The organism is uncultured Marinobacter sp. (genome assembly GCF_947259545.1).
In the GTDB taxonomy this organism is placed as follows: Bacteria; Pseudomonadota; Gammaproteobacteria; order Pseudomonadales; family Oleiphilaceae; genus Marinobacter.
In genome coordinates this window covers 224005-238110 of the sequence record NZ_CAMYMK010000009.1, presented here as the reverse complement: position 1 = coordinate 238110, position 14106 = coordinate 224005, and the positions used below count along the sequence as shown (strand labels likewise).

Below are 14106 nucleotides of genomic sequence, written 5' to 3'. Positions count from 1 at the left end.
GGTCCTACCTGGTCACGCACTCTTCGCCATATTCAATTTCTGCAAATGTCGCAATGTCGATGGGTGCACCCCGAATTCTTCGCTGACTTCAACACCCTCCTGTTCCGCCAGCATGGCAATAATGGCCATATGGTGAACGGTGTGGCTGGCAAGGAACACCAGCTCCCGATCAATACTGGTGGATACCAGACGATCATGGTCATCGCTGACATGGCGCATCAGGACCGACGTTCGGTGCCGGGCGGCCATCAACTGGCCGAGCGAGCTAGCAATCGCCAGGAGCCTGTTACAGGCCGCATGTTTGTCCAGTTCGAGAGGCTCTTCCCGTTGTCGGTTTTCGTAATCAAGTGACCCGGGAGATTGCTCATCCACAGTTCTCAGAAGAGCCATGTAATGGTCAATGATGTGACGTACGTGCTTGCCAATCACGTGCTGCTTCTTCGCCCCGAAGGTTTGTCGGTACACCTGTCCGGGCAACACCGCGAGAAAGTCCGTTAGCTGACGGATCGCGTATGCATTCTCAGCAACAAGATCGTCGCAATTGATGGATTCGGAACTTGAATTCAGCATTTTTGTTCACCCGCATCATCTGGGTTGATTCGTATCTCGACAACGTCATATCCGGGGAGGGCCAGTGGGCCCCGGTGCAAGGAAGGCATTCCCTGCCCGGGCCACTGCCTGTTGATCCGGTGAAAGCAGTCCGGGTCAGCCCTCGGCCTCACCTTCCGCTTCACCTTCACCTTCACCTTCGCCTTCTCCCTCGCCTTCTCCTTCTCCTTCTCCTTCGGCCTCACCTTCGCCCTCGCCGTAGCCTTTCTTGGCTTCGCCTTCACCTTCGCCGTGGGCTTTCCCTTCAGCCTCGGCTTCTCCGGCGGCCAGCATCAGGTATTCACTTTCCGCATTGACGTCAGCGGCCGAGGCACTGAAAGCCGACGCACCAACAACTACCGCAAGGATCGGGCCCGTGTAGCTGATCCCCTTGGCGAGTTTTCGCAACAACTGTCTTTTCTGGATATCTCTGGACATAGTCTTTCCTCTCTATCCGTTTCGGTGGTTAACACCGGGCAATTTGCCCGGATTCTTTTCAGGCAGAGTGACTCACTCCCTGCGTTTCCTGTTCCAGTGGCAAATTCGCCACTGCGGTTTCCAGGTGATTGGCATCCACCAGATATCGATCGATGCCCGCCAGCCAGTCCGCCAGACGTGAGAATCCCGCAGATCCCAAAGGCTGCCCGTCAGCCCCACAGCAGCCGGGAATAAGATGGCGCATGGCCTCACTCACAGAGAGTTTTCGGATACCCGTCTTCTCCCGCAGGGAGACGTGGCTGGGGATAAGCACTGTCTGAATCCGGCGCGTTTCTCCGGCCAGTCCGGAAGAGGCTGCCTGCAGCATCATGCCGCTACCGTCTGCCAGGTGATGAATCGGCGATGCGTACGGTTTGCCGGCAGCATCCGCTTTTAACTCGGGCACCTGGGCCGGTAGTCCCAGCACTGAACAAAGCCCGCCTACATCCTCCGGAATTCTGATGGCACGACTGAACCCGGCGTCGAGACGGCTCGCCATCTCAAGCGCAGGCAGATCACCCAGCTCCCGGTCGCTGTTGGCCACCAGGACGGCATTGTCGGGGTCATCCGGGGAGGCAATCAGGCCAGCATCGAGAACAATCTCGCCGTTATCCGCTGCCTGTCGGGTCAGACACACCATCACCGCCAGTGCCACCCGGGAGAGTGCCAACCGTGACTGAACGACCTTACCGTCCAGAATCAGCGTGTATCCCGGTGTATCACGGACGATTTCCAATCGGGATTCAGCCCCCTGCGGCGATTCGCTCACCATCGGCGTAAGCAGGGGCTCTATCCGGTCAACCAGGGGCTCGCTGTCTGTGCAGAGTTCGATCCGGAAGGCCCCGCACTCAAGGACCCGTGAAAATTGCACAGTCTTGCCAGGGACTCGCGCTTCGACAGCGCGCGGGACAGTACTGACGGAAAAAACAGAGGGGGCATCCTGCACCAGAAGTTGATTGGCGGCCCAGTCCGCCAGCGAATTCCAGACGTCCCGGCGAATGGCCCAGATATCGGGTCGGTCCGCCGCTCCGGGATCAATCGAGTCATTCAGGGCATCCGCTATGTCATCTGGCGCGGCGCCGTCTGTCGCCATCAGCCAGATCAGAGAACCGGTCTCATTCAGGGCGCTGAGATGGCCAAGACGGGTGTCATAAACGTACACACAATCGTCGCTGATCATGTCCTCGGCGTAACGCCGCCTGAGCGTCGGTTGCGTGAGCGGCTCACCGGAGATGGCCTTTGCCAGAACCCAGTCTTCCATGCGCGGCAGGGTGTAAAAAGGCAGGTAACGAGCCGGGGTGTCCGAGGGCAGCAGACGCTTGAAATTCCCCGCCCGCGACAGCTCTGCCCCGGTTTCCGCGATCAGTTGTTGCTCGGGGGTGTCTGCACGATCGGGTTCAGTCTTGCCGTTCAATCCCACCAGGCTGACCAGATCCGCCACCAGTGAACCTTTGATATCCTCTTCGATCTCGCCACCACTTTCGGGACCGGCGCAGACTTCCAGCGACGGGCTGAGGTTGCATTCACAAATCCAGGGTTTGAGCTGGTCATCAACCAGACAATCAATACCAAGCAGTTCGTAGCACCCCCGGGTATCCGCGCCGATTGCCCTCGATCTCTCCCGCATGGCCTCCACTGCGGAGAGGCAGGTCAGGGCGACCAGGTCTTCAATTTGGGCAAACAGAACGTCATCGTCGTGACCCTCCTCCCTCAGCCACTCCCGGTATCGCGCCAGATCTACAAACTCCACCGGTACCTCGGCATCGAGGTTCAGGGCGTTAATATCCGGATTGGTGAGGTAACTGTAAGGATTGTCCGCGTTTTCTTCGTCATAGGGTTCAGAGGCAAGCTTGGCAAATCCCTGACGATAGAGATAAACCCGCAAAGGCGTGACGGAAGTGATGGCGACGTACAGGCGCAGTACGTATTTTCGCCCGCGCATGGTGTGGGGATTACCGATGTACTCCTGGACCATCCAAGAAGAATCCAGCGGAATGTTCGCCGGATCCTGAACCAGCTGAATGCCCTTGCCCCGTGCCGCATTCTTGGGCTTGAGCAGCCAGCGACTGGACGGGTTGTCAAAAGCTTCCTGCTGAAACTCATGGTAATCCTCAGGCATGGAGAAAACCCGGGGCACGAACTGCAGCCGGTCTGTCAGATGAGACGCCCCGCGCTGTTGAACCGCCACCCGCTCCCGAAGCGTGACCAGGCTCTGATAGAGCCGGCTCTTAACCGTCAGGGCGTTGTTTCCCGGAATGTGATTGATCTTGCGGTCAGGCCCGACCTTCGCGAAGTATTCCGGGTCCGGCATACCGGTGTACCAACAGGCATCCCACTCCTGCGGATCATCCCCGGCCTGCCAGCGGGCTTTATCAAGTGATGATTCGAAAAAACGGTCCTGCTCGTAGGTGCGCTTGCCACCCATCCAGTAGTGTCGAGTCATATCGGATTACGCTCCTGTACCGTGAACTTCTGCACCCTGAACTTGCCTTGATTTGTAGTGCACTCCCACATCGACACACCAGATCGGAAGGCGTTACACATCAATGGCAATTTCTTTCCGTTCCTATGGGAGACACAGGGGATGCGGGGTTGTTACAGATAAATATTCACTTGACCTGTATGCAACTCACAGGTTTTATATTCCCTGTCCGTACTAAAACTCTGTTCAAGCAGCCGGAAAACCTGACTTGCCACACACAGCACTCCATAAAACCGTTATAAATCTGCTGTTACTGGCAATGGTGATGCTGCCTGTACACGCGTTTGGTCAATCTGCACAAGAAATGACCGAGCCCTCCGCCCGGTCCATGCACATGGCGATGATGGACTGTTGTGCCAATGAGCAGCACAACGCTTCCATGCATTCTGAACAGGGCACGGCCTGTGGCGACATGACACCGGCAGGTTGCAACCTCGCGGCCAGCCTCGGCAGTTGCAGCACCATGATCTCGGCGCTGGTCTCCGCAAAGGATAATGTGCCCACACGATCATCCTCTGAGCTCAATAGCCTTCCTTCCCACGATCGCTATCTCAGCATTGTCCTGGACACCCTGACGCCTCCCCCGAATTCCTCCCAAGCCTGATACGAGTCTTCTGAATGGATTCGCCCGTCTGGAAAGCCACGGATGGGTGCTTATGAGCTTTAAACGAGGAAACATCAATGCGCATTGCCCTGGTGGCGATAGTGATCGCTATTGCCTTTGGTCTTGGCTGGCTGACAAGTCAGCAAACAATGCCAATGGCCCAATCCAACGACTCCAGCACATCCGCTGAGGATTCGACCCAGAAAGACCCCCTGTACTGGGTCGCCCCCATGGACCCCGATTACCGCCGTGACAAGCCCGGCAAGTCCCCCATGGGCATGGACCTGGTGCCGGTATATGAGGAAAAGGACACCGGGCGAGACGATGGCGGGGTGCAAATCAACGCCGCAGTCAGGGCCAACCTGGGCGTTAAAACCCGGACCGTTTCCCGCGGGCCGGTCACCATTCCGGTTCGCACGGTAGGCTATGTCACCGACGACGAGGACGAGCTGATCCACGTGCACAGCCGCATTGCCGGTTGGGTCGAGGTGCTGCACGTTCGTTCGCTGGGAGAGAAAGTCAGCCGGGGCGAGCCGCTGTATGAGATCTATTCGCCGGAGCTGGTGAACGCCCAGCAGGAATTCCTGATGTCCGAACGTCTCAGGCGCGGCTCAGAGGCGACGGCAACAGGCGGAAAGCTGCGGGCGTTGGGGATGACCAATGGCCAGATTGCCAATCTGAGAAAAACCGGCAAGGTCCGGGAACGCATCACCGTATTCGCCCCCGGCTCCGGTTACGTGGCCGCTCTGCCAGTCCGCACCGGCATGTATGTGCGCCCGGATACCGAGATCATGGCCATTGGCAGCCGCGATTCGGTCTGGGTGATCGCCGAGTTTTTCGAGCGTCAGGCGGGGCTGGTCATGGCCGGCCAGGCGGTCGAATTTACTACACCCGCCATGCCGGGCACCCAGTGGCAGGGCACCATTGATTACGTCTACCCGGAGCTGGATGCCAGCACGCGAACCCTGCGGGCACGGGTGCGCGTTCCCAACGCCGACGGCCGGCTACGTCCCAACATGTTCGTGAACCTCACCATGGACGCGCCCATCGGCGATGACCTGATCACCATCCCACGCCCGGCACTTATCCAGCGCAGCGACAGCCAGCATGTGCTGTTGGCCGAAGAGGATGGCTACTTCCGCCCGGTGCCCGTAAAAACCGGCCAGGAAGCCGGGGACAGGGTGGTCATTCGCGAGGGACTGACAGAGGGTCAGCAGGTGGTGGTGTCCGCGCAATTCCTGATCGACTCCGAAACCAGCCTCGAAGCCGCCATGTTAAGGCTTGAAGGGGATGAGCAAAGCAGCAGTGACACCGGGTCAGACAGCTCGCCGTCAGAACTGATCGGAGGCGTTGGCCGGATCACCGAGCTGGATAGCGAAGGCAGCTCAATCACCCTCGATCATGCCCCCATACCGGAACTGAGCTGGCCCGCCATGACCATGGCGTTTGCTCTTGCCGACTCGGTGGATACCGGTGCCCTGGCCCCCGACCAGACAGTCCGCTTTGAATTCCTTGAAACCCCGGAAGGCTATCTCATCGAACGTATTGAACCTGCGCAAGACGCGCATTAACCACTGGAGAAAACCATGAACCTGAAAACCCTCATGATCGCTGCTGTATTCGGATTAACCCTGAGCCCTGTGCTGGCAGTGGCAGAAACCGGTATGAAATCCATGTCCGGCATGGACACAAAAGAGTCCACAGGCCCGGTCCAGAGCCGGGGCGTGATCACCGCGATCAACACCGAAAAACGCAAGATCACCCTGAACCACGAGCCCATTCCGGAGCTGAACTGGCCGCGCATGACCATGGGATTTTCCGTGGCACCCGAGGTGGATATGAACGGACTGAAAAAAGATGACTCCGTTACCTTCACCCTGAGACCGGCGGAGAAAGGACAGCAAGTGACCGCCATCAGCAAACAATAGTGATAGCGCCGGGGGCGCTGCCGTAAGCGCGCTCCCGACTGTCACCAGACCGGATTCAGCCCATGATTAACGCCATTATCCAGTGGTCGCTTCATAATCGATTTTTTGTGCTGCTTGCCACCCTGATTCTGACCGGGTGGGGATTCTATTCCGTCAGGGAAACACCCATTGACGCCATACCGGACCTGTCGGATGTGCAGGTAATCGTCAAAACCACCTATCCGGGCCAGGCCCCACAGGTGGTCGAGGACCAGGTGACCTACCCCCTCACCACCGCCATGCTGTCGGTGCCAGGCGCCAAGACCGTCCGGGGGTATTCCTTCTTTGGCGATTCCTTTGTTTACGTCATTTTCGATGACGACACCGATCTCTACTGGGCCCGCTCCCGGGTGCTGGAATACCTGAGCCAGGTGGCCGGGCAACTGCCCGATGCCGCCAAACCGGAGCTGGGGCCCGATGCTACCGGCGTAGGCTGGGTGTATTCCTACGCCCTGGTGGACCGCAGTGGCCAGCATGACCTGTCGGAACTGCGGGCCATTCAGGACTGGTTCCTGAAGTTTGAACTGCAAACCGTGCCCGGGGTGTCCGAAGTGGCCAGCGTGGGCGGCATGGTCAAACAGTACCAGGTGGTGGTGGACCCGGACCGGCTGCGGGCTCACGACATTACCCTGCAGCGCATTCACGCCGCCATCAACAACGCCAACCAGGAAACCGGCGCCTCGGTGGTTGAGATGGCCGAGGCGGAATACATGGTGCGGGTCACCGGTTACCTGCAGAACGAGGTCGACCTGCGCCAGGTACCCCTGGGGGTCAATGACAATGGCAAACCCCTGTTACTGAAGGACGTGGCAGATGTGCAGCTTGGCCCCCAGATCCGCCGGGGTATCGCCGAACTGAACGGGGAAGGGGAAGTGGCCGGCGGCATTGTGGTGATGCGTTTCGGTGAGAACGCCCTGGAAACCATCGAGGGCGTCAAACAACGCCTGGAGGACATCAAGACCAGCCTGCCGGACGGTGTGGAAGTGGTGCCCACCTACGATCGTTCCACACTGATCAACAACGCGGTGGACAACCTGTACGGCAAGCTGCTGCAGGAGTTCCTGGTGGTCATCGTGATCTGCGCGGTGTTCCTGTTCCACCTGCGCTCCTCGCTGGTGGTCATTGTCAGCCTGCCGGTGGGCATCCTCGCGGCCTTTGTGGTGATGCATGCCCAGGGCATCAACGCCAACATCATGTCCCTTGGCGGCATTGCCATTGCCATCGGTGCCATGGTGGACGGGGCCATTGTGATGGTGGAGAACGTCCATAAGCACATGGAGCGAACCCCGCTGACACCGGAAAACCGGTGGGCCGTGATGTCACGGGCCGCTGGCGAGGTCGGGCCGGCGCTGTTCTTCTCCCTGATGATCATCACCGTGAGCTTTCTGCCGGTATTCACCCTGCAGGCCCAGGAAGGCAAGCTCTTCGCGCCCCTGGCCTTCACCAAGACCTATGCCATGGCAGCGGCCGCGGGGCTGGCCATTACCCTGGTGCCGGTGCTGATGGGTTATTTCATCCGCGGCAAGGTGTTGCCCGAACACCGCAACCCCATCAATCGGCTGCTGATCACCCTGTACCGGCCGGTGATCGGCTGGGCCCTGCGGCGGCCAGCCCTGATGCTTGCTGGCGGCCTGGTGGTGCTGGTGATCGGCTTCTGGCCGGCCAACAAACTGGGCAGTGAATTCATGCCGCCCCTGGACGAGGGCGACCTGATGTACATGCCCACCACCTATCCCGGTATCTCCATCGGCAAGGCGCGGCAGATTCTGCAGCAGACCGACAAGCTGATCGCCAGTATTCCGGAAGTGGAGACCGTGTTCGGCAAGATTGGCCGTGCCGAAACTGCCACCGATCCCGCCCCGCTGACCATGATCGAGACCTTTATCCAGTTCAAACCCCGGGATCAGTGGCGGCCCGGCGTGACACCGGAATCCCTGCGCCAGGAACTGGACGAAACAGTCAAACTACCCGGCCTGACCAACGCCTGGGTGATGCCCATCAAGACCCGCATCGACATGCTCTCCACCGGCATCAAGACCCCGGTCGGCATCAAGGTGGCCGGCCCGGACCTGGAGGTGATCCAGGGCATAGGGGAAGAACTGGAGCGGGTGCTGTCCGACATACCCGGCACCGCCTCGGCCTTCTCCGAGCGGGTGGCCGGCGGGCGCTACATCAAGGTGGATATACAGCGGGACGCTGCCGCCCGTTTCGGACTGAATATCGCAGACATCCAGTCGGTGGTTCGCACCGCGATTGGTGGCATGAACGTGGGCAGCACCGTGGAAGGCCTGGAACGCTACCCCATCAACCTGCGTTACCCCCAGGGCTACCGGGATTCGGTGGAACAGATGCGCCTGCTGCCCATGGTGACCCCCAACGGTCAACGCATCGCCCTGGCGGACGTGGCGGACATTGGGATCGACCAGGGCCCCCCGATGATCAAGTCGGAAAACGCCCGCATCAATGGTTGGACCCTGGTGGATATCGAGGGTCGGGACCTGGGCAGTTGGGTTGCCGAAGCCCAGGAACGGGTGCGGGACAAGGTCGAATTACCAGCAGGCTATTCTCTGACCTGGTCCGGCCAGTACGAATACATGCAGCGCGCCAAGGAACGCCTGACCATGGTGGTGCCACTGACCCTGGCCATTATCATCATCCTGCTGTACCTGAATTTCCGTAACCTGACCGAGGTGGGCATCATCCTCGGCACACTGCCATTCGGCATGATCGGCGGAATCTGGCTGATGTACCTGCTGGGCTACAACCTGTCCGTGGCCGTGGCGGTCGGCTTTATTGCCCTGGCCGGGGTGGCCGTGGAGATCGGGGTACTGATGCTGGTGTACCTGAACCAGTCCCTGCATAACGCCCTGGAAGCCGTGGACCATCAGCCCACGCGGCTGTCAGCCGACGACCTGCGCCAGGCCATCAGCGATGGCGCTGCCCAGCGGGTTCGTCCGATCATGATGACCTTCGCCGCCATCGTTGCCGGCCTGGTGCCAATCATGCTCGGCAGTGGCACCGGTTCGGAGGTGATGCAACGGATTGCCGGCCCGATGATCGGCGGCATGATCACCACCCTGATACTGACCCTGCTGCTGATTCCGGTGATTTTCTATCTCTGGCAGCGTGCCCGCCTAAGACATAGTGTCCGAAAAGCCGCGCCTTGAGGCTGGTGATTATTCCGGGTGTACGGGCAAGGGACTGCCCCGGATGAACTGACAAAAAAGGGTGGAGACAAGCTCCACCCAAAGCGCTTTCCAATCTTCAACGCCGGCGTTACATGGGTTCAACACAATAATTAAGGTAGGTGGGCTCGAAGACCCCTGAAGCCAGCCACTTTCCTGTGCGCGCTTGCTTCGGGCCCGGCTTTCCGGAAGGTTCGTATCGATAATTGACATAGCCCGGTTCATAAATCCCTGGCGCAACCATTACCCCCGTGTGCAGGATGCCAAACGGCTGGCCGGTATCCTCTGGAGCATAACTATAATTCAGGTAACCGGGTTCGTTCTCAGCGCTAACTCCAGCAGCAAAAACGGAACCGGTAAACAACAATGCGATGATGACAACATACGCAGCTTTCATATCGTGCCTCCTACGGCAATCGCCGTTATGAGCCTTACGATTTACTGACCATCACCAACGCAGATTGTTACAGCGATTCTCTGTCTGGCTTTTTTCCACAGCCCCTCTTACTTCCATCGTTGCAAAATGACCATCGGCATCAAGGATTTTCACAAAGTAAAGGACCTGCGCCTGGACCAGATGCTGATCCAGCCTCTCAAGAAAGCCGCCTGGGATTGAGCAGGGTTGGGGGCGATCGCTATTCAAAAAACGCCAGTGTGCGCACTTCAATGCTTTCCCTGGGCGGTTCGTCTGCAGGGGTGCCCGGATCCTGGAAGGCGGTGTGAGGCACGAAGCGGGCGCGACCGTCGGTGCGGGAGTCATAGCCCTTGATCAGCAGAACCTCATCGCGTTGCATGGCAGGGAAGTAGAGCCAGCGCTGGCCAGGATTGAAGGCAAGGTGGTAGATCTCGCCAGTGCGCTCCGGATAGACCATGTCAGTGGCAATCAGGTCCTCCGGATCGATTGTGGCGGCATCCAGCACCGCCAGAGGTGAGCGCCTGACAGGCCCCCGGATCGGTCGCCATGCGTTGACCTGGACAAACGGTACATCTCGTAGGTGGCGTGCCTCTTCCTCACCAAGCAAGTCCCGAACCCGCTCCGGTGCCGACCACTCTGTATAATCATTATGGGCACGGTCGGCCGGCGTCTTGGCGTTGCCGCTGCCATCGTCACGGCGCCGGGTATGATCGAAGATCAGCACCCTGGAGGCGCCCGTGGCTTCCCGCACCAGAGCCTCGATCTCCGGATAGTATTCCTGTTCGACGCTTGTATTGTCGTAGAAGTCTTTGACGGCACTCGGACGTTGACGCAGTTCTATACCATGGCGGTCGAGTGACAGCTCGGGCGCCTGAGCTCTTGCATCGTGGATGCTCACCTCGCGGCGCTGGAGCTCAGCGTGGTAGTGAGGCTCGGTCTCGCCGGTGAGCGCTTCCGTATGCACATATGGGCGTTGCTCAGTGGGCACCATGAAGGTGATTTCACCTGTCACTGTGCCTGCTTGTATGGGCGTAGTTTCAGTCCATTTGGTCATAGGGTTCTCCGATTTCGGTCTTACTTACTGCTAGAGCTTTATCCCACCGTCCCGGATTTCAAGGGTGGCATGTTCCGATCGAAGTACGGTGGCGGCGAATGGGCTAAAGTCCATGGTGCTCCCCCGAAGCCGGTGCAGGCGTTACTGCACCTGGACCAGATGCCGGCCTCCGTATCCTGATGATCAGGACACGCAACCAGAGTGAATGTTACGAGAACAGATTCCGTAACACCTGCCGAAGACCAGTGTCAGTATGGGTGTACTGCCACTTCCAAACATCCTGACATTAGCAAGGGGCCCGGTACCTAAAAGTGTTTCTGCATTGCCAATGAGGTGGCTGGAATGACGGGGTGCACTTTGCCCTGGCGATTTTGCAGAGCTCTGATGAACGACTTATGGTTGATGGGCAGCGCCAGGAAGAGGCCTGGCCAAGTATCTGGAAAGCGAGCGTGATTAAACAAGCAGAACACCTTCGCGCCTGGCGTATCAGCCCACCCTTGCTGCTGGCAGCGGGGTTCATGGTATTGATCCTGGTGGGTGCCGGGCTGCTAAAGCTGCCGTTTTCCTTGAATGGGGCACTGTCGTGGAGCGATGCCCTGTTTACCTCTGTCTCGGCGGTAACCGTCACCGGGCTGATAGTAACCGATACCGGCACCACCTTCAGCTTCTGGGGCCAGTTGATCATTCTGCTTTTGATTCAGGCAGGTGGCCTGGGGCTGATGACCTTCGCTGTGCTCGCGCTGCTGGCCTTAGGCGGGCGCATACGGGGAAGGCACCAGATGGTCGCCAGTGGTGGTCATAACGAAACCCATCCCCGCGACCTGATGCAGACGGCCAAAGAGGTGGTCAGGCTGGCGCTGATAGTGGAAGGCATCGCTCTTGTTCCTCTGGCCCTGGTGTGGATTCCCGAGCATGGCTGGTTGCAGGGACTGTGGTGGTCCCTGTTCCACAGTGTTTCGGCATTCAATAATGCCGGCTTTACCCTTTCCCCCGACAGCCTTACAGGCTACGCGGGCAATCCGGTAATCAATGCCGTGATTTCCAGCCTGTACATCATTGGTGGGGCGGGGTTCATCGTGATCGTGGGATTGCTGGACTACCCGCGTACCCGCTATCTGAACATCAACGTCAAAGTGGTGCTTCTGGGTACGGCGATATTAAGTGTTCTGGGTACCTTGATGATTTTCCAGCTGGAGTCGGATAACCCCGCTACCCTGGGTGCGCTACCCAATCTTTCTGACCAGCTCTGGGCGGCCTGGCTGCAGGCCACGACACCGCGGACAGCAGGGTTCAACAGCGTCGACATTGCCAGCGTCACCCAGGCCACTGCGCTGGTGCTGATGTTCCTGATGTTTGTAGGAGCCGGTGCCAACGGAACCGGCAGCGGTATCAAGATGGTCACTTTATTTGTCCTTCTGGCCGCAACCTGGTCCTACCTTCGTCAGCGGCACACTCCCACGCTGTTCTCACAGCCGTTGACGATGACCAGTCTACTCAAGGCCATGGCGGTAACGGTCATGGCCGTTACCGGGATCTTTATGGGCACTCTCGCCCTGTCCATAACCGAGGACGCCGACCTGCTGGCCATAGCCTTTGAAGCTACCTCCGCAATCGGCACGGTAGGACTGACCCGCGGCCTGACCGCCGAACTATCCGGCGCCGGTCAGGCAATCATCATGGCTCTGATGTTCGTGGGACGATTGTGCCCACTAGCCGTTGCCTACCTTGTCGGTTCTGCCTTTGCACTGTCGGACAAGTCGGCTCGGTCAGAGCTAGAGATCGGCTAGCACCAGGGTCACCACGGCAAATCAGCATGGTCAACACCGGGCACCCCGCCCGGCTGCCACCAAACTGAGCCCTTCAACCCTCCAGCGTCTTCTTGAGCTGCTCCAGCAGTCCGGCATAGATGCCGTGACAGAATTCAGCGGCCGACTCATCATTCCCTTTCCAGTGTGAATACCACTCCACAAAGGTGCCACCGTCGCCTTCCGTGACCGGACGAACCCGAACATGCCCCTCATAGCTGCTGACGTCATTTGAAGAAACCGGAGAAGGGCCCTCGTCGATGCTGTAGGTGAGCTCCCGGTTGTCGTCGTCGAGCGCATTCAGGGTCTCGTGAAATGCCCCGTTGAGCACCCGTTTGGCGCCCGGCTGGTCGCCCTTCTTGTCCCCGACAACATCAACATTGGTTACCACATCCGGCGCCCAGCTCACGTCATGAAAGTCTCGAAGCTTTGCCCAGACTGTCTCAGCCGGTGCGTTGACCACAATTGATTGATAGGTTTTACCCATGGTGACTCTCCTCGATCTTCTTCGTAAGTGAAGCATCTGTCTTCTGATCCCCTCTTTGCCAGCTTACTTTACGGGTTCCCACTTCTCGACCCGGTTGTCGGCAAAGTTCACGCTCCACACGGCGCCGTCACTCCCGATGGCGACGGCCATGGCCGTGTGGCCGGGGTTTTCCGGCTCGCTGCCGAATGCGGTGAGGTAGTCCCCATCCGCCGCGAACTTCTGTATACGATCGTTATAAAAATCGGCTACAAAGACATTGCCGTCGGGACCAACGGCAATGGACGTCGCGGTGGTGAACCAGCCCTTGAACGGCCCGTAGAGCCCCAGGGCAAACGGCCCTCCCCATTTGTCCAGGAAATCGCCGCCGGCATTGAAAGCCTGGACACGATTTCCATAGCCATCTGCCACATAGAGAGTTCCATCATCGGCGAACGTTACATCAGTAGGGTAAGTAAATTCGCCGGCGCCCCTTCCCGTCTCCCCGGTGGTTCCCCACTGCCGGACAAAAGAGCCATCGGCCCGCAAGTGCTGTACGCGCTGATTGTAGAAGTCGGTCACGAACAGATCGCCATTGCCAGCAACGGCAACCCCTCCCGGGGCATCGAACTGACCTGGCCTTTCACCGGGGCCACCAATGGTTTCCAGGGGATCGCCAGCCAGGCTAAACACCTGAATACGGTCATTCATGTACTCGGGAACGTAGAGCATGTCGCCGTGGATGGTCAGGTTCATCGGTCGCCCAAGCTCGCCGAAGCCATCACCGACGGTACCAAATGCCCGCTTGAACTGCCCTTCGTGATCAAAAACCTGGATCCGCCCGTTGCGGGCATCGGATACAAAGACTTCAGTGTCCGTTACGGCAATGCCGGTGGGATCGCTTAGCTGCCCCGGGCCGCTGCCTTTTTCACCCCAGCTGTGAACAAGAGCATACGGCGGCTCCTGATTCCAGTTGATGGCCCCGCCTGCGCAACCGAGCAAGGCGAGCACTACCACAAGACCGAGAATACTGTAGCCCGACCATTTACCGATTCTTGTCATGTTC

Annotated in this window: 12 protein-coding genes; 5 read left to right on the top strand and 7 right to left on the bottom strand. The window is 58.8% G+C overall.

Annotated features, from left to right (window positions below):
- Positions 1-12 precede the first annotated feature (12 nt).
- From Q0Y21_RS15795 to Q0Y21_RS15785, 3 genes are all read right to left on the bottom strand, one after another.
- Positions 13-570 carry a DinB family protein gene (locus Q0Y21_RS15795; RefSeq protein WP_297797535.1) on the bottom strand — a complete coding sequence of 186 codons (558 nt, stop codon included), beginning with the start codon at positions 568-570 and terminating at the stop codon, positions 13-15.
- A gap of 135 nt (positions 571-705) precedes the next feature.
- A complete protein-coding gene (locus tag Q0Y21_RS15790; protein WP_297797534.1) occupies positions 706-1026 on the bottom strand; it encodes a hypothetical protein in 321 nt (106 codons plus the stop codon).
- A 58-nt stretch (positions 1027-1084) separates the two neighbouring features.
- Positions 1085-3508 carry an amylase gene (locus Q0Y21_RS15785; protein ID WP_297797533.1) on the bottom strand — a complete coding sequence of 808 codons (2424 nt, stop codon included), beginning with the start codon at positions 3506-3508 and terminating at the stop codon, positions 1085-1087.
- Between the two features lie 247 nt (positions 3509-3755).
- On the opposite strand from Q0Y21_RS15785, the gene Q0Y21_RS15780 reads away from it, so the two are divergent.
- From Q0Y21_RS15780 to Q0Y21_RS15765, 4 genes are all read left to right on the top strand, one after another.
- On the top strand, positions 3756-4151 hold the full coding sequence (locus Q0Y21_RS15780; RefSeq protein ID WP_297797531.1) for a hypothetical protein: 396 nt from the start codon (positions 3756-3758) through the stop codon (positions 4149-4151).
- A gap of 77 nt (positions 4152-4228) precedes the next feature.
- Positions 4229-5722 carry an efflux RND transporter periplasmic adaptor subunit gene (locus Q0Y21_RS15775; RefSeq protein ID WP_297797529.1) on the top strand — a complete coding sequence of 498 codons (1494 nt, stop codon included), beginning with the start codon at positions 4229-4231 and terminating at the stop codon, positions 5720-5722.
- A 15-nt stretch (positions 5723-5737) separates the two neighbouring features.
- Complete coding sequence (locus tag Q0Y21_RS15770; RefSeq protein ID WP_297797528.1) at positions 5738-6079, top strand: copper-binding protein; 342 nt, start codon at positions 5738-5740, stop codon at positions 6077-6079.
- Between the two features lie 62 nt (positions 6080-6141).
- Positions 6142-9285 (top strand): efflux RND transporter permease subunit, encoded by a 3144-nt coding sequence (locus Q0Y21_RS15765; RefSeq protein ID WP_297797526.1) that lies wholly within the window; start codon positions 6142-6144, stop codon positions 9283-9285.
- Between the two features lie 109 nt (positions 9286-9394).
- Here Q0Y21_RS15765 and Q0Y21_RS15760 read toward each other — a convergent pair whose 3' ends face one another.
- On the bottom strand, positions 9395-9700 hold the full coding sequence (locus Q0Y21_RS15760; RefSeq protein ID WP_297797524.1) for a hypothetical protein: 306 nt from the start codon (positions 9698-9700) through the stop codon (positions 9395-9397).
- 238 nt (positions 9701-9938) lie between these two features.
- The gene (locus tag Q0Y21_RS15755) at positions 9939-10772 is read right to left on the bottom strand and encodes a CmcJ/NvfI family oxidoreductase (protein ID WP_297797522.1); all 834 of its coding nucleotides are present in this window, start codon (positions 10770-10772) and stop codon (positions 9939-9941) included.
- Between the two features lie 449 nt (positions 10773-11221).
- Between Q0Y21_RS15755 and Q0Y21_RS15750 the strand changes: the two genes are divergently transcribed.
- Positions 11222-12559 (top strand): potassium transporter TrkG, encoded by a 1338-nt coding sequence (locus Q0Y21_RS15750; protein WP_297797520.1) that lies wholly within the window; start codon positions 11222-11224, stop codon positions 12557-12559.
- A gap of 73 nt (positions 12560-12632) precedes the next feature.
- Here Q0Y21_RS15750 and Q0Y21_RS15745 read toward each other — a convergent pair whose 3' ends face one another.
- A complete protein-coding gene (locus Q0Y21_RS15745) occupies positions 12633-13064 on the bottom strand; it encodes an SRPBCC family protein (protein WP_297797518.1) in 432 nt (143 codons plus the stop codon).
- A 63-nt stretch (positions 13065-13127) separates the two neighbouring features.
- A complete protein-coding gene (locus Q0Y21_RS15740; protein ID WP_297797516.1) occupies positions 13128-14102 on the bottom strand; it encodes an NHL repeat-containing protein in 975 nt (324 codons plus the stop codon).
- Positions 14103-14106: the final 4 nt, after the last annotated feature.